The organism is Arthrobacter pasteuri (genome assembly GCF_054510955.1).
In genome coordinates this window covers 277078-297411 of the sequence record NZ_JBTNDO010000001.1, presented here as the reverse complement: position 1 = coordinate 297411, position 20334 = coordinate 277078, and the positions used below count along the sequence as shown (strand labels likewise).

Annotated in this window: 21 protein-coding genes and 1 tRNA gene; 8 read left to right on the top strand and 14 right to left on the bottom strand. The window is 66.7% G+C overall.

Annotation, left to right across the window (positions count from 1 at the left end; translation table 11 throughout):
• Positions 1–196: 196 nt before the first annotated feature.
• Positions 197–868 carry a response regulator gene (locus ACX80H_RS01445; protein ID WP_459310650.1) on the top strand — a complete coding sequence of 224 codons (672 nt, stop codon included), beginning with the start codon at positions 197–199 and terminating at the stop codon, positions 866–868.
• Here the strand turns inward: ACX80H_RS01445 and ACX80H_RS01440 are convergent.
• A complete protein-coding gene (locus tag ACX80H_RS01440) occupies positions 834–2516 on the bottom strand; it encodes a GAF domain-containing sensor histidine kinase (RefSeq protein WP_459310649.1) in 1683 nt (560 codons plus the stop codon). The two genes, ACX80H_RS01445 and ACX80H_RS01440, sit on opposite strands and share 35 nt — an antisense overlap.
• A 140-nt stretch (positions 2517–2656) precedes the next feature.
• Here ACX80H_RS01440 and ACX80H_RS01435 point away from each other — a divergent pair, with 140 nt between their 5' ends.
• Positions 2657–3106: a pyridoxamine 5'-phosphate oxidase family protein gene (locus ACX80H_RS01435; protein ID WP_459310648.1), complete on the top strand. Its 450-nt coding sequence runs from the start codon at positions 2657–2659 to the stop codon at positions 3104–3106.
• Positions 3107–3198: 92 nt separating this feature from the next.
• On the opposite strand, the gene ACX80H_RS01430 is transcribed toward ACX80H_RS01435, so the two are convergent.
• A complete protein-coding gene (locus ACX80H_RS01430) occupies positions 3199–3729 on the bottom strand; it encodes a GNAT family N-acetyltransferase (protein WP_459310647.1) in 531 nt (176 codons plus the stop codon).
• A gap of 376 nt (positions 3730–4105) precedes the next feature.
• Here ACX80H_RS01430 and ACX80H_RS01425 point away from each other — a divergent pair, with 376 nt between their 5' ends.
• Positions 4106–4807, top strand: coding sequence for a PAS and ANTAR domain-containing protein (locus ACX80H_RS01425; protein ID WP_459310646.1), 702 nt, complete (start codon positions 4106–4108; stop codon positions 4805–4807).
• A gap of 172 nt (positions 4808–4979) precedes the next feature.
• Here ACX80H_RS01425 and ACX80H_RS01420 read toward each other — a convergent pair whose 3' ends face one another.
• Positions 4980–5297 carry a hypothetical protein gene (locus tag ACX80H_RS01420; protein WP_459310645.1) on the bottom strand — a complete coding sequence of 106 codons (318 nt, stop codon included), beginning with the start codon at positions 5295–5297 and terminating at the stop codon, positions 4980–4982.
• Between the two features lie 356 nt (positions 5298–5653).
• On the opposite strand from ACX80H_RS01420, the gene ACX80H_RS01415 reads away from it, so the two are divergent.
• The 3 genes from ACX80H_RS01415 to ACX80H_RS01405 all read left to right on the top strand — a co-directional run bounded on the left by ACX80H_RS01415 (position 5654) and on the right by ACX80H_RS01405 (position 7506).
• Positions 5654–5974, top strand: coding sequence for an ANTAR domain-containing protein (locus ACX80H_RS01415; RefSeq protein ID WP_459310644.1), 321 nt, complete (start codon positions 5654–5656; stop codon positions 5972–5974).
• Positions 5975–6511: 537 nt separating this feature from the next.
• Positions 6512–6955, top strand: a complete 444-nt coding sequence (locus tag ACX80H_RS01410) for a GAF domain-containing protein (protein ID WP_459310643.1) — start codon at positions 6512–6514, stop codon at positions 6953–6955.
• 353 nt (positions 6956–7308) lie between these two features.
• Positions 7309–7506 carry a hypothetical protein gene (locus tag ACX80H_RS01405; protein ID WP_459310642.1) on the top strand — a complete coding sequence of 66 codons (198 nt, stop codon included), beginning with the start codon at positions 7309–7311 and terminating at the stop codon, positions 7504–7506.
• A gap of 128 nt (positions 7507–7634) precedes the next feature.
• Here the strand turns inward: ACX80H_RS01405 and ACX80H_RS01400 are convergent, their stop codons facing one another.
• From ACX80H_RS01400 to ACX80H_RS01390, 3 genes are read right to left on the bottom strand one after another with little or no spacing between them, the layout of a single operon-like run.
• The gene (locus tag ACX80H_RS01400; protein ID WP_459310641.1) at positions 7635–9116 is read right to left on the bottom strand and encodes an APC family permease; all 1482 of its coding nucleotides are present in this window, start codon (positions 9114–9116) and stop codon (positions 7635–7637) included.
• 6 nt (positions 9117–9122) lie between these two features.
• Positions 9123–10298: a glutathionylspermidine synthase family protein gene (locus ACX80H_RS01395; RefSeq protein ID WP_459310640.1), complete on the bottom strand. Its 1176-nt coding sequence runs from the start codon at positions 10296–10298 to the stop codon at positions 9123–9125.
• 1 nt (position 10299) lies between these two features.
• Positions 10300–10746 (bottom strand): tRNA-dihydrouridine synthase, encoded by a 447-nt coding sequence (locus ACX80H_RS01390; protein ID WP_459310639.1) that lies wholly within the window; start codon positions 10744–10746, stop codon positions 10300–10302.
• Positions 10747–12091: 1345 nt separating this feature from the next.
• Here ACX80H_RS01390 and ACX80H_RS01385 point away from each other — a divergent pair.
• A complete protein-coding gene (locus ACX80H_RS01385; protein ID WP_459310638.1) occupies positions 12092–12235 on the top strand; it encodes a helix-turn-helix domain-containing protein in 144 nt (47 codons plus the stop codon).
• A 74-nt stretch (positions 12236–12309) separates the two neighbouring features.
• Here the strand turns inward: ACX80H_RS01385 and ACX80H_RS01380 are convergent, their stop codons facing one another.
• The 3 genes from ACX80H_RS01380 to ACX80H_RS01370 form a co-directional block, all read right to left on the bottom strand.
• Positions 12310–13005 carry a hypothetical protein gene (locus ACX80H_RS01380; protein WP_459310637.1) on the bottom strand — a complete coding sequence of 232 codons (696 nt, stop codon included), beginning with the start codon at positions 13003–13005 and terminating at the stop codon, positions 12310–12312.
• A complete protein-coding gene (locus ACX80H_RS01375; RefSeq protein ID WP_459310636.1) occupies positions 12995–13639 on the bottom strand; it encodes a hypothetical protein in 645 nt (214 codons plus the stop codon). The genes ACX80H_RS01380 and ACX80H_RS01375 overlap by 11 nt, the downstream gene beginning before the upstream one ends.
• Before the next feature lie 343 nt (positions 13640–13982).
• Positions 13983–14066 (bottom strand) — tRNA-Leu (locus ACX80H_RS01370).
• Between the two features lie 252 nt (positions 14067–14318).
• Here ACX80H_RS01370 and ACX80H_RS01365 point away from each other — a divergent pair.
• Positions 14319–14594: a hypothetical protein gene (locus ACX80H_RS01365; RefSeq protein WP_459310635.1), complete on the top strand. Its 276-nt coding sequence runs from the start codon at positions 14319–14321 to the stop codon at positions 14592–14594.
• A 14-nt stretch (positions 14595–14608) separates the two neighbouring features.
• On the opposite strand, the gene ACX80H_RS01360 is transcribed toward ACX80H_RS01365, so the two are convergent.
• The 5 genes from ACX80H_RS01360 to ACX80H_RS01340 all read right to left on the bottom strand — a co-directional run bounded on the left by ACX80H_RS01360 (position 14609) and on the right by ACX80H_RS01340 (position 20276).
• Positions 14609–15361 carry a M50 family metallopeptidase gene (locus ACX80H_RS01360; protein ID WP_459310634.1) on the bottom strand — a complete coding sequence of 251 codons (753 nt, stop codon included), beginning with the start codon at positions 15359–15361 and terminating at the stop codon, positions 14609–14611.
• Complete coding sequence (locus ACX80H_RS01355; protein WP_459310633.1) at positions 15361–16611, bottom strand: kynureninase; 1251 nt, start codon at positions 16609–16611, stop codon at positions 15361–15363. The genes ACX80H_RS01360 and ACX80H_RS01355 overlap by 1 nt, the downstream gene beginning before the upstream one ends.
• Before the next feature lie 73 nt (positions 16612–16684).
• Positions 16685–17578, bottom strand: a complete 894-nt coding sequence (locus ACX80H_RS01350; protein WP_459313338.1) for a MaoC/PaaZ C-terminal domain-containing protein — start codon at positions 17576–17578, stop codon at positions 16685–16687.
• Positions 17579–17583: 5 nt separating this feature from the next.
• Positions 17584–18960 (bottom strand): 3-oxoacyl-ACP reductase, encoded by a 1377-nt coding sequence (locus ACX80H_RS01345; protein ID WP_459310632.1) that lies wholly within the window; start codon positions 18958–18960, stop codon positions 17584–17586.
• Positions 18960–20276, bottom strand: a complete 1317-nt coding sequence (locus ACX80H_RS01340) for an acetyl-CoA C-acetyltransferase (protein ID WP_459310631.1) — start codon at positions 20274–20276, stop codon at positions 18960–18962. Before ACX80H_RS01340 ends, ACX80H_RS01345 begins: the two co-directional genes overlap by 1 nt.
• Positions 20277–20334: the final 58 nt, after the last annotated feature.

Below are 20334 nucleotides of genomic sequence, written 5' to 3'. Positions count from 1 at the left end.
CCCGTCGGGCTATCGAGGTCCGCGAGCCGATCGTGGGTGCGTCTCTCCAGGGCCGGAAGTGAGGGCCGACAGGCCACCCGGACTTCCGGGCCCTTCGGCCCTGACGGATCGGCGCGCCGGCAGGTGATGATGGTGGTGGCGCAGGATGCGCCGGGCAGGGGTGCAGCCCGTCCGTCGACGAAGCCGGAGGCAGGACATGGACAACGCCGAAGGCGGCACGGGGCCCGAGAAGATCACGGTGTTCCTCCTCGACGATCACGAACTCGTCCGGCGCGGACTGCGGGAATTGCTCGAGGGCGAAGGATTCTCCGTCATAGGGGAATCCGGTTCCGCCGAGGAGGCTACCCGGCGGATCCCTGCCCTGTCGCCGCGCGTGGCCATCCTGGACGCGAGGCTGCCCGATGGCACAGGGATCGAGGTGTGCCGTGATGTGCGCTCCATCGACCCCTCCCAGTCGTGCGTCATCCTGACCAGCTATGACGACGACCAGGCGTTGCGAGGTGCCGTACTGGCGGGCGCGTCCGGTTACATCCTGAAGGAGATCCTGGGCTCTGACCTGGTCGACAAGGTCCGCCGCGCGGCGTCGGGTGAGTCCCTCTTCGAGGCCGCCATGAAGGATCGGATCATCGCCGGACTTCGTGATGCCCCGGTCGAGGATCCACGACTGGCGGGGCTCACCAGCCAGGAGAAGAAGGTCCTGGCACTGATCGGTGCCGGTCTGACCAACAGGGAGATCGCCGCGGAACTGTTCCTGGCGGAGAAGACGGTGAAGAACTATGTGTCGTCGCTGCTGTCGAAGCTGGGCTTCCAGCGCCGCACCCAGGCGGCGGTCTTCATCTCGAGACCGGCGGGGTCGTCTTCTCGTTAGCAGCCAGGGGGATCTCGAGCCGGACGTCGGTTCCTCCGCCGGGCGTGCTGGTGACGGACAGCGTACCGTCGCACAATTCGGCGCGGCGCTTCATGTTGGCCAACCCGCTGCTGCGGCCGGGTTCCTCGAACCCCCGGCCGTCGTCGGTGATCCTCAGTTCCAGGTGCTCGTCCCTCGCACGCAGCATCACGGTGATGGCATGCGCATCGGCGTGGCGCAGCGCATTGGACAGCCCCTCCAGCAGCACGGCCCGCACATGGTCGGCCCGCTCGTCATCCACGGCAGCATCCAGGGGGCCGGAGAGTTGGAGGACGGGGTCGAGGGCGTGGCCGTCGAAGGCCTCGGCGACGAGGGAGAAGACGGTCGAGGTGAAGGTCGGGGTGACCTGGGGGACCGAGCGCAGCGAGTAGATGGTGTCCCGCAGTTCCCTGATGGTCGAGTCCAGCTCCGTCGTCACTGCAGAGATACGATTCAGGGCCTCCGCATCCGCGGTGTACTTGCGCAGGCTCTGGATGCTGAGGCCGGCGGCGAAGAGTCGCTGGATGACAACGTCATGCAGGTCCCGTGCGATCCGGTCGCGGTCGCCGAAGACAGCTTCCTGCTCCCGCTGGCGATGGACCCGCAGCAGTTCAAGGGCCAGGGACACATGGGAGGCGAAGGTGCGCATCATCTCGTGATCGACATCGGTGAACTGGGGAGCGCCCGGCGCGCGACCGATGACGAGGAAACGCCGGTCGCCCTCGTCGGGAAGCCGGCACAACAGCGCCGTCCCGATCGTGCCTGCCGGGGCTCCGGGAAGCACCTCCGTAACCTCATCGGCGTTCAGTAGAACCGGTGACAGGGTGCTCGGCAGCCTGTCCACCAGCCTGGCGTCGCGGGTCTGTCGTCCCAGGAGGGCCTCGGCTTCGACGCCGTCGGCCGCTTCACAGATCAGTTCACGCTGGTTGCCGAAATCCCGCAGGACGGCGGCAAGAATACTGTGCGAGGCGTCGAGGGCATGAGTGGCGAGGATTTCCAGGTCGTTGCGTATTCCGTCATGCTCGCCGAGCAGTTCCTTCACCGCGTTCAGCCCGCCCTCCAGCCACCGAGTCCGCCGGTTCGATTCGTCGAAGAGCCGCGAGTTCTCGATCGCGACGCCCGCCGCGGAAGCCAGGAAGACAACCAGCTGCTCGTCGGCATCGGAGAAGTCCACTCCCCCGTTCTTCTCCGTCAGGTACAGGTTCCCGAAAATGCGCTCGTGGATGCGGATCGGAACCCCGAGGAACGAGGTCATCTGAGGATGATTGGCCGGAAACCCGTAGGCGAGGGGATGTTCACGCAGGTCGGAGAGCCGCAGGGGCTTCGGCTCGGTGATCAGCAGTCCCAGCACCCCGTGCCCTGTCGGTAACGGGCCAATATGTTGGATCTCGTCATCCTTGAGGCCGACGGTGATGAAGTGGCTGAGCCTCCGATCCGGGCCGACGACCCCCAGGGCGCCGAAGCGGGCATCGACGAGCTGGCACGCCGCAGCAATGACCCGCTCCAGGACGGTGTCGAGCCCCAGGTCGTCCGCGATGGCAGCGAAGGCCGCCAGAAGGTTCTCCACCCCCGCGAGCGCCACCGGTTGCGCAGTCGCCCCCGTCGGCGATTCCCCTGAATATGTGGTCATCCCGCGCTCCCCGTACTGTCACCGCGCTCGCCCGCCCCCACGGGAATCACGCTTCATCGGCCATGACGAGTCCTCATCGTTGACAGCGACAGGGTCAGAGGGCCCTAGTCGGCGCGCCGGTCGCTTCGTACTGTCGACCTATGGAAGCCGAGACTACACCTACGAAAATCCTTGCAGCCTACGAATGCTGGACATTTCTCCGGGACGCTCCGTTCGGGCGCCTGGCCCTGTGTGTGCAGGGGAATCCGGAGATCTTTCCCATCAACTTCGTCGTCGATCACGGTTCGATCGTATTTCGAACGTCCGAGGGGACGAAGTCCCGTTTCTCCGAGAGGGCTGCCGTCACCTTCGAGGCCGACGGCCTCGTCGATGGCGACACCCTGATGTGGAGTGTCGTCGTCCAGGGCCACGCGGCGACGATCAGCCAGATACCGGAGTTGCTGGCCACGGTGCAGTTGCCCTTGCACCCTTGGGAGATGGGCCGGAAGGACCGGTTCATGCGCCTGATTCCGGAAACGATCAGCGGGCGGGCGTTCACGCCTGTCCCGGGCGCCGTCGCACCGGCACGCAGCTCCGGATCACCCGTCTGAGGGATCGTGGACCCGGCCCGGTGACGTGGAGGCGTGATACCCCTGCACCCCGAGCCATTCCGCAGTACCCACCAACGGAAGCCGGCCGCTCCCTACTCGTCATCGAAGGCCGGCAGGAAGGTAAGCGTCCCTGCAGGGGAAGGCGCGCCATTGAGTACGACGTACTGGACCAAGGCCTCATCGAGTCCCCGATACAGGAGGCCACCGGACCGGAATCCGAGTCTGCAGTAGATGTCGGGGTCCCCGATGAGCGCACACCCTTCGGCGCCCTGCTGCTGCAGGAGCTCGAGCCCGCAGCGCACGAGTCTGCGCCCGATCCCACCGCCCTGGTGCTCCGGCTTGACCGAGATCGGCCCCAAGCCGAACCAGTCCCCCGGGGACCCGGTAACACCCACGGGAGAGAAAGCAACGTGACCGATGATGGTGCCGGATGAGTCCGCCACCAGGGACAGCGCCAGACCGCCGGAAGCGCGAAGCGAACGGACGATGGCCGCCTCCGTCCCGGAACTGAACGGCTTCCCCTTGAACGCTTCTTGCGTCAGTGCGTGGATGGCTTCGGCGTCTTCGGGCCGCTCGGGTCTGATGATCGCCGTTCGAGTGGCAGGACGATGCTCGGTCGACATACCGGACACGCTACAGCGGGTTCGACAGGACCGGCAGGCGTTACTCGAGCGTCCTGCGGGAAAGCTCTGGTACCCGAGCCACAAGGACAAGGGTGCTTTGCAGGGTCAAGCTTGAGCATGGGCACGGGCGATGTTGAAACTGGGCTGCGCATACTGGCTATACGCCTGAAAGATGTTCCGCGGTCCGTTCGTGGGGCTCAGCCGGCCACACCGACGAGCCTCGTGCACGAACGTGGGGTCTCCTTCATAGGTCAAGCAGCCGGGCTGTGGAGGGGAACTGAACATGGACGAGCAGGGATGATGTCGGTCCAACATCCTCATCAAACCGGTCAAGAAGCTGGCCGGTCCTTTTGTCGCGTCGAAGGATCCCCCACCAGTGACCACCACTGCTTCCTCGTCCCCAAAAATCCCGGCATCTCCGGCTCACTCGCCTGGTGTCGAAGCTCGACCCGCAGAGACCGTCGAGTACTTCGTCAACTGTCCGACCGGCATCGTCGAACACTACTTCGAATCACCGGCCCTGCACTGGTCCGATGAGCTGTATCGCATCCACGGGTACGAGCGCGGCGAGATCGTGCCCACCCTCGACCTCGGTATCTCCCACTTCAAACCAGCTGATCAGACCGCGGCCAGGTCCCTCTGGGAGAACCTGCTGAGCAAGGGTGGTCCGCGTTCCGCGTACCTGTCCCTGCGTGATGTGAACGGCAAGGTCCGGAAGGTCCTGATCTCCGGCGACTACATCCTGAGTGAGGGTGAGCAGGGCAGCGAGCCCATCGGGGTCTGGGCATTGGTCGTGGACCTCACGCGCTCCATTCACTGGGACACCCACCGATTGGCGAACGAAGCCGTCGCTGCATCCGCTGTGAAGCGTAGCGTGATCGAGCAGGCCCAGGGCATGGCTCGAGGCGGGCTGACAGCATCCGAAGCCTTCGACTGGATCAGACAGCGTAGCCAGCTGACGAACCGGACGGTGATTGCCATCTCCCAGGACATCATCGATCGCACCCACCAGCTCAATCAGCAGGACCAGGCGCAAACCCGTGCTCAAGCCCTGCTCGACCTCTTCCCGGCATCCTAGAAGAGCCGCAGGAATCGCGAAATAGACAGCCGGCTCCTACACCAGCGGGTACACGAGGTCGAGCGGTTTCGGGCGCAGATCGGCCCGTCGCTACCGCAGCCTGCGACCCTACCTCATGCATCCGCTCGGCATGCGGGCGGTGGTGTTTCCACTGCGGGAAGGACCGGCGAGATCACTGCCGGGGGCGCGTTGCCCGCCGCGTGAGTTCCTCCCCCACAGCGGCGTACGCGCTCAGGGCACCATAGGGCGGGAAGTCCCCATCCAGGGCGCTATAGAGCTGGTTGCATAACACCCTGAGCTTGCGTGTCGACACCACGGACAGGTCCATGGGAATCAGCGAGTCGGAGGCGGCCCAGCCGCTCAGCAGATCGATATCGGCGGCTCTGGCGGGGCCGGGAGTGGAACCGGCAGCAGGGTCAGCGGTGGGGTCGGCTGTGGGAACCGTCGCGGGAAAGAGCGGAGTACCTGTCATGGCGGATGTGCCCTTCACGAAAAGAGTCCTGCAGGCCCGCTACTGGACCGGCTCACAGACCATAGAGCAAAGCTCACCAGGTGTAAAGCTAGAGGTTCTAGCTATCCATGATTTCTCGAGGACAGTCCGCGCGCGTGCTGCTGAGGATGAACCGTTTCCGGCATCGTCCCGATCCTCGGCTCCTGAGCGGCACGGCGTCTTCGACCGGCCGGAAGTACATTGCCGGCAGTGCAATGAGCACCGAAGGCGGCGTGCGCGTAGTGTGAGAACGAGCAGTTGAAAGTAAGGCTGCTGACCAAATGATTCTTCTTGATGGTGTCCGGTAGCGCTTGTATCGTTCGGCGGAGCACAATCCCCGGTGAGGGCAGTGCCGCATGACCGACCCCGCCATACCAGACAATTCCTCGATCCACCCCGTCCCACCCGGCAGAAATGCCGGTCGGGCAGAGGCTGCCGGCGAGCCAGACCAGGACCTGGTGGGTGTGCCCTCCTATCTGCGGGCCTTCGTGGAAGTCACCAGCCCGGTGAACGTGGCCACCGGGATCATCATGGGAACCAAGGACTGCTCCCAACACCAGGCACGCGCGCTCCTGAAGAGCGCGGCTGATCGACGAAGACGCCCGATCGAGGCGGTTGCTGCCGGCATCATCGCCAGCATGAACGCGTGCTGCTGTGAGGACCCGCCGATCCCCTGAGCACCCACCCGTCAGGGCCTCAGGCGACGCGGCGCGTGTGAAATTTTGAAGTTGGTTGGCAGCAGCAATCCTGTCGGGTTGCCCAATAGTGCTCCACGGAGTTGGCGGAGGGATCAGCGTGCTGACTGAGTATGTGCAGCAGTGGAGCGCGATTCAGACGGTGCGAGCAGCGCGCCTCCGCCTGGACGAGATCCTCACTGCGTCCTCCGAGCTCACCTGCGAAGGCGACGAACTCGATGTCCAGGGGTACCTGACCGGTTTGGTGATGCTCCCGGCGCCACAGCGGGACCTACTCGCTCAGATCATCCATGAACTGCTGGACAGTACCGGTTCCATGGTCGATGGTGCGCACTACAGCGACCATGAGGCGGCGTCGTCCTCCGGCTACAGCGACTACCTCCGAGAGCTGGTCCTCTCCCCCGACGGCTACGACTTCGCCGCCCCACCAGCAGGGACCACAGCGCCACCAGCGCCGCCACCTCGCCTGAGGTCGCTGCGGCCACAGGTACCGCCTGTGAAGGGGTGGACAGTGCTGGCGTGGATGAGATCGAGTTCCGGCGCCTCCACGCGTTGCACGAGTCGGGATTGCTCGAGACCGGCGCGGAGGGACGCTTCGATCGGATTACCCGGCAGGCCCGGGACCACTCCGGTGTCAGCTCAGCCTCCATGGCCCTGATCACCGAGGACGCGCAGGTGATCAAATCCGTCATCGGACCCCTAGGGCAGGACCTCCCGCGGAACCTGTCCCTGTGCGCGACGACGATTGACCATGACCGCACCCTCGTCATTCCTGACGCCGCCGCCGACCCGGGACGGCGTCATCACCCCCTCGTTGCCGGCGGGCCGGAGGTCCGCTTCTACGCCGGACACCCCCTCTGCACAGCCAGCGGCTGGCGTATCGGCACCGCCTGCCTGATGGACGACCGGCCTCGGATCTTCACCCGGGAGGATGTACAGGCCCTCAGGCGCCTCGCCGCCTAGGTACAGGTAGAGATATGGGCCTGAAGCAAAAGACGCCGGATCCTTGTCGCGTAGCGGATCTGCGAGGAGGCTTGGTTCGGTTTCCGTTCGGCTGACCGCCTCCGCGCATGGCGCCGCCGACAGGAGTTGTCCTCGAAGCGCAGAGGGATTTCCCAGTACGGACCCCAAGGTCTTCGCCCGGGTCAGCGCAGATCCGCCCGTACAGATCCCTGCAACACTCGATTCCGCCTGGGTGCCCATCAGCGGCCGGTGATCGCCGCCGTGGTGATGCACACTGCGATGGCACCCCGCCCGACTGTCACCGGCAACGAATAACCTGTGGAAGAACCCATTACCAGCAGGAAAAGCAAGCCATGATCACCCACCCCGGCGAATACCACGACGCCACGTCCAACATCCCCATCCCGCAGTCCCGGCAGACCATCGAACTCATCGAGCAGGGCCGGCTGATGCCACCTTTGCCGATTCAGGTCGAACTTCGTGCGAGACGGACTGCTCAGGTCGTGCAGCTGTCCGTCCTCAAGCCGGCCCTTGAAGCAGAGGCAGCATAGAGCTGTTCCGCAGGTGGCCGACGGGTGGCGCATTCGGGGAGACGGGCGGCAGGCTCCCCGATCAGCACTGGCGGGATCTCGGCGCTCTTGTCCGCGGCTCCGAGACGTGGAGCGAAGCGGCCAGTTGATCAGTCGGCGGTGTACTCGGCGATGGCTTCGTCCGCCGCCAGTCGGCGCGCGGCCGTGGCGTACCAGAGGCCCATGAGTGGGACGCCGAGCAGCATCGCCCCGACACCGATGACGAATGTGCCGCCGACGCCGAGGAATACGGTGCTCCCGTACTCGGGATCGAGCATGTCGACAGCAGAGAGGACGAACGCGGCCGTCATCATCAGCGCTCCGAGCAGCGGCAGCACGCCCCGGAACATCAGGTTGCGCGTGCTCGAGCGCAGGGTGCTGCGGAAGTACCAGGCGCAGGCGAAGCCGGTCAGCCCGTAGTAGAACGCGATGAACAGGCCAAGGGACGCGATCGAGTCGGCCAAGAAGTCCTCGCTGACCAGTGTCAGGGCCACATAGTAGGCCGACGCCACCACTCCCATCAGCACGGTGGAGAACGTGGGCGTCAGGTACTTCGCGTGGACGGACGCGAATCGCTCCGGCAATGCCCGGTGGGCTGCCATGGACAGGGTTCCGCGCGCCGTCGGGAGGATCGTCGTCTGGGTGGATGAGGCCGCGGAGATCAGGACGGCGAGCACAGCGACCCACGCCCAGTCGCCCATGACCGCCTCGCTGACCGAGTAGAACACATCGGCGGCATTGTCCTCGTTACCGAGTCCGAGGCCCTCGCTTCCGGTGCCGGCGAACATCATGACGACGACGCTGACACCGACGTAGGTGGCCAACAGGATGACCGAGGAGATGAGCGCAGCCCGCCCGGGGGTCTTCCGCGGGTTGGATGTCTCCTCGTTCAGCGCCAGGCAGGTGTCCCAGCCCCAGTAGATGAACAGGGCCAGCAGGATGGCGTAGGTAAAGGAGGACAGGGACTCGACGGCGAACGGGTTGAACCAGGCGAGGCTCACCGCCGTGAAGTCGAAGGCTTGCCCTGCGGATATGCGGTACACAGCGAACCCGGTGAAGAGCGCCAGAGCGGCGTACTGGAGGGCGATCAGTGTGCGCTGCATCTTCTCGGAGATGTCCACGCCCCGGTAGTTCGTCCACGTCAAGCCGGCGATGAAGGCGACGCCAGTAGTGGTTACGAGCGGCACGTTGTCGCCCAGCCCAGGATCGACCAGGCGCCAGAGGTACTGCCCGGCGACCTGAGCCAGATTGGCCAGCACCACGATGCCGGAAAGGGCCACGGCCCAGCCGCCCATCCAGCCGGCGAACTTCCCGAACGCGCGTGACGCCCAGGTGAACGTCGTCCCGCAGTCAGGGGTGTCCCTGTTGAGCTCGCGGTAGGCGTAGGCGATGAGCAGCATCGGCACGAAGGCGACGATGAGCGCTGCAGGGGCCTGCACACCGACGGCCAGGACGATGAAGCCGAGCGTAGCGGCGAGCGAGTAGACAGGCGCCGTGGACGACAAGCCGATGGAGACACTGCCGGCGAGGCCGAGGTCCCCGGCGGACAGTCCTTTGCCTTGGACTGCGGATCCGGTGGGTGAGATGGTCATGGCCGCCTAACCGTTGCTCGGCGCGGGCGCGTTAATGATGTTGGGTACGAAACGGCAGAAGTAGTCGGTGACGTAGCCTTCGGATTCCCGGATGCCGACGCCGACGGACTCGCCGTCGACCACCCAGGCACCGAGGACTGGCCGGTTGCCGTCGAAGTCGGGCAGCGGGCTCCACGCCTGGTAGCACCAGCCTTCGGCTCCGTAGTCGCCGGGCTGCTCGATCTCGACGCCCTTGGCATGGATGCGGATGTTGTCGCCCTCGCGGCCGTGCAGGGGCTTCGCGACCCACTCCTGCATGCCATTCGGTCCGTCGAGGTAGGACGGCAATAGGTTGGGATGGTCCGGGTAGAGGTGCCAGAGGGCGGCCAGGAGGGCCTTGTTGGACAAGAACATCTTCCAGGCCGGCTCGACCCAGCGGGTCATCACGGGCCAGTCGAGGATCTTCTGTCCGAACTCCTCCTTCATCATCATCTCCCACGGGTAGAGCTTGAAGATGGTGCTGATGGCTTTGTTGTCGAGGTCCACGAAGCGGTGCTGGCGGGAGTCCCAGCCGATGTCGCTCATATTGATGCCGACGGTCTCCCAACCGGCCTGTGAGGCAACGTCGCGCATGTAGGCGGCCGTCATCCAGTCCTCGCCTGACTCCTCGGTTTCGATGTGCGCAACATGCAGCCTTGGGCCCTCGATCCCACGGCGCTGCTTGTCCCATGCGGCGACGAGGGCTTCGTGGATGCCGTTCCACTGGTCGTTCTCGGGCTTGACGTCCTGAAGCCAGAACCACTGGGCGATGGACGCCTCGATGAGGCCCGTCGGAGTGTCTGCGTTGTACTCGAGCATCTTCGGCGGGTTCACGCCGTCATAGGCGAAGTCGAAGCGGCCGTAGACGGCGGGCTCACTGCGGGCCAGCGATCCGGCGGCCAACTTCATTGCTTCCGCGCCGATGCCGATGTTGCCCATGACGCCGGTGGCGAGGTATCGGGCCGCTTCGATGCACATGCCGTGCAGCTCCTCGGTGACCTTCTCGAGCATCTCGACCTCTGCGAGGTCGAACTGGTAATAGGCGCCCTCGTGCCAGTAGTCGATCTCCGAGCCGTCGGGCATGATCGTCGTCGAGTAGATCAGGCCCTGACTGGCGATCTTCTCCTTCCAGTCCGGGCGTGGGGTAGACAGCAAGCGCTTCACGTCAGCCTCCCATGCTTCCGGAGCGTCCGCCGCTGCCGCCGGACTTCGCGCTGTTGCCGAAGCCGCCGCGTGTAACGGACTGGCCTTCGTTGGAGAACCCGCTCCTGGCGGTCGCCCCCGAGGGGATATTGGTGATGCCGCCCGAGACCCGGGATCCAACGCGCGGGATGACAGTGCTGCGGCCGGAGTTGTTGATGATCATGGGCAGGAAGTACCAGCCGAAAGCCCCGCTGGAACGGCCCGCCTCACTGCACTTGCTGTCCTCGACGCGCTCCTGCGTGGTCCTGTCCTGACACACCTGGGCATAGTCTTCGTCGATGACGTCCCCCTCCGGAGTGCAGCCTGTGAGGAGGGCGCTAGCGAGCAGCGCGGTGACGCCAAGGGCGAGCGAACCCGAACGCCGGATGCGGTTCGTCATGCCCACGGTCGGGCTCTGGGTACTGGTCATGGTCACTCTCGATGGTAGGTCGGATGCTCGATCAGGATGTGTGCGGGTACACCGTGAAGTCTCCCCGGGCAAAGAGAAGGCGGCAAGCTGATCGATCAGCCTGCCGCCTCGCTATGTTGAAGGACGCAGCCCGCCGGTCTTCGAACCCGCCCGGTCCGAAGACCGGTAGTGTGCCTCACACTCTCAGCTGATCCCTTCTCATCCGTCGGCTAGTTCCGGGAGGCCCTTTCCGGGCCCTTCGTCCATAGCCGGGGTCGAACCCGGGACCCGCAAGGCGCCGCCATCTGTCGAGGACCAGGTGAACGCTGACACCTCTGCCGAAACCGGTGGACTCATTCGCCGTGCTGGGGGGCCTTGGCTTAGCTCTCTTTCCACTTAGTCCGTCCGGGTGTCACACGCGTCAACAACTGTGCCGTTGACGGCGACTGAAGCCGTCCATGTCCATCCCCCATGGAGGGGTGTAACTGTCGAACCAGGAAAGGTGGCACTGACGCCCTCACTTGAGAAGTCTATGTCCACCGAATTCCTCCCGGCTTCGGCCGTGCTGGCGGATCCTGCGTCTCGTTTTTGGCGCTGAACGATCCGCTCGCCCGTTCCCGGATCTAGCACGTACTGACTTTCAGTGCTTCCGTTGCGGATAACCACCACGAAGTGACGAGAGCGCTGACCATCAGCGCTGGTCGCGGAGAACAACCCTTCGACAGAAGCATCGGCCGGGAGCCTGCTTCTGTCCCAGTGAAAGTGGAGGAACGGATATCCCGGACGGTCGAGTGCCACCAAGATCAAATCCGGGTACCCGGTGCTGTCCCCGGCTGGGTCGGAACAGGCGGAATAGGCAGGTTCAGCACGATTGGGAGGCTCTTCGGCTGAAGATCCAGACGGAGATTCTGTCGATGATGCGGAGCTAACCGGCGCGCTGAGTGGAGGCTCAGAAGATGCGTTGCACGAGGCAATGGCCTAGGCGGCCCCGAGAGGAACAACAGTCCGCAATGCGCGCACACGTCGTGACGCGGGTTCCCGAATGCTGCCATTGGGGGCATGGTTGGCACGACGACTTCACGCAGTCGCGCGCCAACAAGATCGCGTGGATCATGTAGGTCGCCGCCGCAGTCGTTGTCGTCATACTCCTCTCCTGGGTATGGATCACCCGTACGGCAGAGGCCCAGGACTCGTTGATCTTCGCGTTCCTCTCCACGCCGGCGCTGTTTGGTCTCTACTCGGTCATCGGGTTGTCGAGGGATCTGCGCGCGGAGAAGCTCGGCGGTGAGGCTGGCCTGCCCGAACCGATCTAGTCCTCCGTCGGGCAGGATGGGTTCATGACCGGGCACCCGCCGAGCCGTCGACCGTGAAACAGTCGCGGTTCCTCACCCTCGAGCAGGCAGCCGATGAGCTGGACACCGAGCCGTTCACCATCCGGGCGCTCATAGGCTCCGGCGAGTTACCCGCCATCCGGGTCGGCGGCCGGGGCCAACGGCGAATAAGCGCGTGAAGCTCGAGGAGTACATCGCCGCCGCGTACGCGCGCGCCGCCGCCGCCGACATCAAGCACGGGGACATCGACTAGTCACCAGTCGTGGCGTCCCTGTCCGCTGCTTGTGGGCGGCAGGGGCCGCGAGCTTCGGCCCGGTGGCTTCCTGTTCGGGAAGAGTTTCTGCGACAGCGCTCGGGCGTCTTCGGGGGCGAGGCGTTCCCAGGCCATTGCAATGGACGCAAGGGCGAGGACACCCATCCCTACCCGCAACCAGAGCATGCCCGCAGACATCCGCTCCCAGTCCTCCGGAGTGCCGACCGCGATGATGCGAGGAGGGCCCTCGGGGTCAACGATGTACTCGACCTCCGCGTACAAATGCCTTTCCGGAAGGAACTCCGGATAGTGCACTCTCTGCCATCCCTCTTCAGTCTGAACGTAGTAATCGGGGGTGCCGCCCCTCCAGCTGTCAAAGATATGGACGATGAGGCCGGACTGGTGATCCTGCGTTCTGACGTGCTCGCGGGTTTCCTTGAACTGCGCGTGGCTGCCCACGTAGAAGGACACCATGAGCACAGCGATCGAGAGCGTGAACAGCACGGCCGCGGCACGGCGCAGACCAAGCGGCAGGCGGTAGAAGTGCGCGTCGAATTTTCTGCGCAGGTTCTTCCTGATCCCTCGCAGTCGGGTCCCCATCCGGACGTAGCGGCGCTTATGCTTCGGCCGGCCTTGCCGCGGCCGCAGGCTCTCTGTGCCGTCTGCAGTCCCAGCCGACCCATCGTCAACGGACATGGCGGGCCTGAGCGCTCCTTCTTCCGGGCGTCAGGTCACGCGCTCTCCGGCCCGCCGGCTTCCTGCTCGGGAAGAACTTGTCCCGCACGGCCTCTCCGTCTTCAGGGACGATTCGACTCCACGTCACCATGATGATCGCGAGGACAGAGAATCCGCCGACTGACGCCGCGGGCGATGTGCTCCAAGGTTTGTCCTCCCAATCTTCCGGTGAGCCCACTGCAATCAGGCGCTCCTCGTTTTCGGGGTCGACAACGTATTCAATGATCGCGTGCCGAGAGTCGTCCAGAATGAATCCCGAATAGTCCAGCAGCAGCGCTTTCCCCTCCACCGCCACGTAGTAGTCGCAGCGCCCCCCGAACTTCGGGCTCCCATACAGGATCGTGCCGCTCTGGTGCTCCGGCGTCTTGACGTACTCGCCGGCCCGGTCGAACTCGGCCTCGGTATGGACGCCCAAAAGAACGCCGCCCAGGGCGAAGAGCAGTCCAACCAGAGCCGCGGCAGCCCGGCGCGGGCGGATCGGCAAGTCCTCCATGCGGTAGGCACGTTTCCTCTGCTTCTCGCGGCTGACTCGTCGAGCAGTATCCCCCATCCGGACATCGTAGCGATGCCGCAGGTCCGCCGGCGGCCACCGCATCCCCGGTCCTCCCGCTGGCCGTTCCGGCCCGCTTGTCGGGTCGGCCTTTTGATGGTCCGGCGATAGCCGTGGTGTCGGCGATGAGGGAGCTTGCTGAGGTGCTCCGGGCAAAATGCTCCGACGCCGGTCCCGTGCATCGCGACCACGCATCTCAATGCAGTAGGGAGGCGGTCCGATCGTTCTTGCGGAACCTTTCATCTATTCTCGCCAGGCAGGTGACTGTGCGCGTGGATCTCTCACGGGCAGCAGATTTCGAGGCCCGCGTGGTCGGGAAACCACTCCGCATGGTCGAGGGCACAAAAAACAGGCACAAAAAAACCCCGGCGAACCGGGGTTTTTTCTGTGCGCGGAGGGGGACTTGAACCCCCACCCTCAATAAGAGGACTAGCACCTCAAGCTAGCGCGTCTGCCATTCCGCCACCCGCGCGGGTGGTTTTCTCCGGTTGAAACCGTCGAAAGCAACGAGAGAAACATTACCACGGGTTTGGCCCAGGTGTTGAATCGGCCTGTGCCCGCGGCGTCCGGGAGCAGGCAGAATCATCATTCATGCGCACGGCGTCCTACACCTGGTGGGCGCCACCTGCAACTCCTCCCACATCCCCCGGGCGGCACCCGCGTGCTTATGCTGGTCCCACCAGCCGTACAACGGACGGTGCCCCGAGCGCATGGAGTGGATGACGTGGACGAGACGAATCCCGACCAGGAGCAGTACGCCCTGACGTACGACGCGATGCAGCGCGCCAACATCTCGACGGGTGAGCTCTGGCTCCACTACTTCAGCATGGGCGGAGGGGTGGACGAGTATGAGGTCAACGCCTACCTCCACGGCCTGATCGAGCTGCCCGTGCACGACCGCGACTGTATCTCCCAGGCCGTCAACGAATTGTTCGACGACCTGTGCCGACAGCAGGGCGCTCCGTACAGGTCGGGCCACAACCGCCACACGAGCACCTGACGGGCCGGCACTCCTCACCCGAGAGCTGCGAGGTCCGCGATCCGCGCGAGCGGCTCCAGCGACGACAGCAGGGCCATCCCGATGACGAGCGCGAACATCCCGAGCCAGAGCGGGGACGGGACGCGTGTCACCTGCTGGAGCAGGTAGGCGTCCGACGACGGCAGGTCCCGCCGTCGCGCATGCACCCTCACGACTTTCACCCAGTCGCGGCACGAGCCCACGAGCAGGGCGAGGCCGAGGGCAAGGCAGGCGTAGCCCGCCCGCGTCCCTCCGCCGAACCAGACGACCGCCAGCGCCACTCCCACGCAGCCGCCCAGCATGAGGACGCCCTGCAGGTTGCGGACGAGGACGAGAGCGGCCACCAGGAGCAGTGCTCCGACCGACAGCGCTGCCGACGCCCATCCGTAGGCAGCACAGGAGACGAGGGCGGCGCCGGCGACGGCGGGCACCGGGTACCCCCAGAACGTCGTGAAGGCGGTGCGCCAGCCGCGTCGCCCGACGCTGGTGGTCGTGCCCGAATGGTCGAGGCGGAGGGTGACCCCGGTGACTCGCTGCAGCGTCAGGAGAGCCGCCGCCGCGTGGCCGAGTTCATGGACGACCGTGACGAACAGGCCGAAGAACCGCCAGGTGCGGCGTGGCACCGACAGCGCGATCGCAACCAGCACGATGGCGATCAGTCCGGTGGCGCCGACATCCGGCGGTTCAGCCCTGGCCAAGCCATCGACGATGCGCTCCTCGACCCGGAGGAGGGCGTCGAGAACTCCCACTACTCCCCTGCTGCCCGTTCCGGGGTCGAGGCGAGACGATCTGCGATGGCGTCGATGGCGACAGCCACTTCGCCGAACGACGTCGACAGGGGTGAGAGTCCCAGCCGGATCCCATTCGGGTTCCGGTAGTCGGGGACGACCCCTTCCTGCCACAGCTCCGGCACCATCCCCGCGAAGGCCGGGTGGTCGATCGTGATGTGGCTCCCCCGCTCGGATGCCGCCCGCGGCGAGGCGATGACCACCCCGTGCGGCGCCAGGAGCTCGTCGACCGCTTCGACGGCGAAGGACGTCAGGAGCTCGGACTTCCGGCGGACCGCGCGCATGCCGACCTCCTCGATCAGGGTGATCATGTCGCGCATCGCCAGCATGCCGACGATGGGCGGCGTACCCGAGACCAGACGCCGGATACCATCCGCCGGCTGGTACACCGACCCCATCGCGAAGGGATCTGCGCTGCCCAGCCAGCCGAGGATCGGCTGGTCGAGCGTGGCCAGGTGCCGCTTCGCCACGTAGGCCCAGGCGGGGGCGCCCGGCCCGCCGTTCAGATACTTGTAGCTGCAGCCCGCCGCGTAGTCGACGTCCCACGCGTCCAGCTCGGCCGGAACAGACCCGACGGAGTGGCTCAGGTCCCAGAGCACGAGGGCACCGGCGTCGTGGGCGATCCGGGTGATGGCCGGTACGTCGGCGATGAAGCCGGAGCGGTAGGCGACATGGCTGAGCAGGACGAGGGCGGTCCGGGGGCCGACGGCGGCGACGACGTCGGCGGGTGTCGCACCGCCGTCGGACGCCACGTCGATCCAGCGGAGCGTGAGCCCGCGCTCGCGGGCGATGCCCTCGACGAGGAAGCGGTCGGTCGGGAAGTTGTCGCGGTCGACCACGATCTCCGTCCGCTCCGGGCGCTCCGCCACCGCAGCCCGGGCGAGCTTGTACAGCAGGACGCTCGTCGAGTCCGCCACGATGCACTGTCCGGCGGCAGCACCCAGCGCCACCCGGCCCAGCTGGTCGCCGATCTGCTCCGGCAGGACCAGCCACCCCTCGTCCCAGCCCCTGATGAGGCGGCCGCCCCACTGGTCCGTGACGAACGAGGCCAGGCTGTCCGCGGTCGTCGCCAGCGGGCGCCCGAGCGAGTTGCCGTCGAGGTAGGAGCGCACGGCGTCGCCGTCGGTGCCGAGGAAGAGGGCGCGGTGGTGTGCGAGCGGATCGGCGGCGTCGAGCTGGGCCGCGCGGTCTGCCAGGAAGGAGCCGGTCATGGCCCAAGTCTAGGGCGGCCGATGGAGCTGGAATCGCGGGGCGATCCATCAGGCACCGCGGAGTCGCGTCGCGCTAGTCCGCGCGCACCCAGCCCGTGAAGTGCGGTCGCCGGCGCTTCGCCGACCAGCCGATCGCGTCGATCCGCTCGCCCCCGTCGCCGGGCGTCCGTGAGAACGACGTCGTCACGACTCCGGGCAGCGGCACGGGGGCGGCGAAGTCGATGCGCCAGTCGAGGGTGCCGGAGGGAGCGGCTACGGCCTGGTCCACCATGCGCGCGGCCAGGTACATGCCGTGGGCGATCGCCGTCGTCCTGCCGAGCGCCCTGGCCGTCGGCCCGCTGAGGTGGATCGGGTTCCAGTCCCCCGACACGGCGGCGTAGCGGCGACCGATCCCTCCATCGAGGGCCCAGACACCGGTGGGGGCGGGCGCGGCGAAGGGCGGGCGATCCTCGCGTCGCCGCGCCGGTGCCGCGGCATCCAGCCGGGTTCCGCGGGCGAGGTAGACGGAGCGACCCGTCCAGACGCGTTCGTCCCCTGCCGCGACCTCCATGACGACGTCCAGCTGGGTGCCGGCGGCATGGGGGCGGAGGTTCTCGGCGTAGGCCACGACGTCGAGCTGCTCGAAGGCGCTGACCTGCCGGTCCTGGTGCACTTCATTGCTGAGGTGCACCATGCCCAGCAGGGGCAGGGGGAAGTCGGGCCGCGCGAGGACGCTCATGGCCACCGGGAAGGCGAGGGTGTGCAGGTAGGCCGACGGGAGCTGGTCCCGCCCCGCCGACCCGATCAGCCGCTGGAACCGGGTGAGCGCCGCGAGGTCGGTCCGGACACCGTCGACGCGGTGCCGGGCGGCAGGGAGCCCGGACGGCACGGCGGCACGTCCCAGCGAGCGCTGCGCGGCCAGGGTGACGGCACGCCGGTAGAGCGCGGGAAGTCCCGGCAGCGCAGGGAGGACGGTGTCACCCGACATCCCGCTCACGCGCCCACCAGGTTCTGTCCGCAGACGCGGACCACCTGCCCGTTGATGCCGGCCGCCGCGTCGGAGGCCAGGAAGGCGATGGTCTCGGCGACGTCCACGGGAAGGCCGCCCTGCTGCAGGCTGCTCAGTCGGCGGGCGACCTGCCGCCGGAGCGGCGGGATCTTCGCGGTCATGTCCGTCTCGATGAACCCGGGTGCTACTGCATTGATGGTCCGGGCAGTTCCGTCGAAGGCGGCACCCTGCGCACGGACCATGCCGATGACTCCGGCCTTCGACGCCGCATAGTTGCTCTGCCCGCGGTTGCCGGCGATGCCGCTCGTCGAGGTGAGGCTGATGATGCGCCCGGTCGCGGAGAAAACGGGCGAGGCGAGGATCTGCTCGTTGATGCGCAGCTGGGAGGCGATGTTGACCGCGATCACGGAATCCCACCGTGCCGCGTCCATGTTGGCCAGCAGCTTGTCCCGGGTGATGCCGGCGTTGTGGACGACGATGTCCAGGACGCCGTAGCGCTGCCCCACATGCTCGAGGATGCGGGCCGCGGCCTCGGGTTCGGTGATGTCGACCTGCAGGGCGGTGCCGCCGACCCGGTTGGCGACCTGGGCGAGCTGCTCGCCTGCCGCCGGTACGTCGACGACGACCACGCGGGCACCCTCGCGGGCGAGGACCTCGGCGATTTTCGCGCCGATGCCGCGCGCCGCACCGGTGACCACTGCTGTCCTGCCCGCCAGCGGCCTGTCGGGGACGCCTTCGCCCTCCGCCGTGGTGGCGGCGGCGAGCTCGGTAACGCTTCCCGCAGGGGCGGCCGCCACGTCGAGGAACTGCCCGTCGACGTAGGCGCTCCTGCCGGACAGGAAGAACCGGAGCGCACCGAGGGTGGTCGGGTCCGTCGTCGTGGCGGTGCCGCGCAGGACGATGCCGTTGGCGGTGGCTCCGCCGCGCAGTTCGTGGGCCACGGATCGCAGGGCGCCGTCGACGCCCTGCCGTGCGGCGGCCTCGGCGGGGTCGGCCGTCTCGGCCGGGGACCGGAAGATGCCGACCACGCGCCCTCCGGGGACCAGGAGCTTCACCGCCTGCCCGAGTTCCAGCATCGGGGCGGCGAGGTCCGCCGGTGATGCCGCCTGATCGAGGACCACGACGGCGGCACTGAGCTTCTCGCCCGGCAGGACGTGGCGGCGCACCTCGATGTCCCAGCCGAGCAGCTTCTCGGCGAGCGCGTCCGCTCCGGTGCCCGATCCGGTGACGAGCACCGGCATCGCAGCAAGGGCCTCACCCGGGGTGTAGCGGCGGAGGACCGAGGGTCGCGGCAACCCGAGGGCCTTGGCGATCCTGCCCGGAAGCGGCGTATTGACGAGGTCCAGGTAGTTGTCGGCCATCAGTTCCTCGCCTCGAGGATCGCGACGACGCCCTGGCCGCCTGCGGCGCAGATGGAGATGAGGCCTCGCCCGCCCTTCTCGGACAGCGTCTTGGCGAGCGACGCGACGATCCTCCCGCCGGTGGCGGCGAAAGGGTGCCCGGCCGCAAGTGAGGAGCCGTTGACGTTGAGCTTCGAGCGGTCGATGCTGCCGAGCGCTCCGTCGAGCCCGAGGACGCGCTTGCAGTAGTCGGGGTCCTCCCAGGCGGCCAGAGCGCTGAGCACGGTCGCCGCGAAGGCCTCGTGGATCTCGAAGAAGTCGAAGTCCTCGAAGGTGAGCCCGTTGCGCTCCAGCAGGCGGGGCACGGCGTGGACACCTCCCATCAGCAGTCCCTCCTCGCCGTGGACGAAGTCGACCGCCGCCGCTTCGGCGTCGACGATGTTCGCGAGCATCGGCAGGTTGTTGGCCGTGGCGTATTCCTCGCTGCCGAGCAGGACGAGGGCGGCGCCGTCGGTCAGGGGCGTCGAGTTGCCGGCGGTCATCGTCGCCGGGGTGGCGAGTCCCTTGCCGAAGACCGGCTTGAGGGTGGCGAGCTTCTCCGGGGAGGTATCGGCGCGGAGATTCGCGTCCCGGGTCAGGCCGCGGTAAGGCGTCATGAGGTCGGTGAAGAAGCCGCGCTCGTAGGCTGCCGCGAGGTTCTGGTGGCTACGGTAGGCGAGCTCGTCCTGAGCCTCCCGGGTGATGCCCCACGCTGCCGTCGTGAGGGCCTGGTGCTCACCCATGGACAGGCTAGTGCGGGGCTCGCTGGTGGTGGGCGCGTTCGGTGAGAGGTCCTTCGGGCGGAGGGCACTGAGCGCCTTGAGTTTCTGCTGCGTCGTCCGGGCGCGCGAGAGATCGAGCAGCACGCGCCGCAGTCCTTCGCTCACCACGATCGGTGCATCCGAGGCGGAATCGACCCCGCCGGCGATGCCGGACTCGATCTGGCCCAGCTTGATCTTGTTGGACAGACCCACCACGGTCTCCAGCCCCGTGGCGCAGGCCTGCTGAAGATCGTAGGCGGGGGTCTCGGGCGACAGTGCGGAGCCGAGGACCGCTTCTCGGGTGAGGTTGAAGTCGCGGGAGTGCTTGAGGACCGCGCCCGCCGCCACTTCGCCGATGCGCTCGCCCTGCAACCCGAAGCGGGCCACGAGGCCGTCCAGCGCGGCGATGAGCATGTCCCTGTTGGACGAGTAGGCGTAGGCCCCACCGGAGCGGGCGAACGGGATGCGGTTGCCGCCGATGACGACTGCCGTGCGGGGTGACGGGGCGGTGATCTGCGTGCCGGCCTGACCTGCCATGGGAGTGCTCCTGGGACGAAGGGTGATTTCCGATACCTAGCGTACCTGATACGCTGGG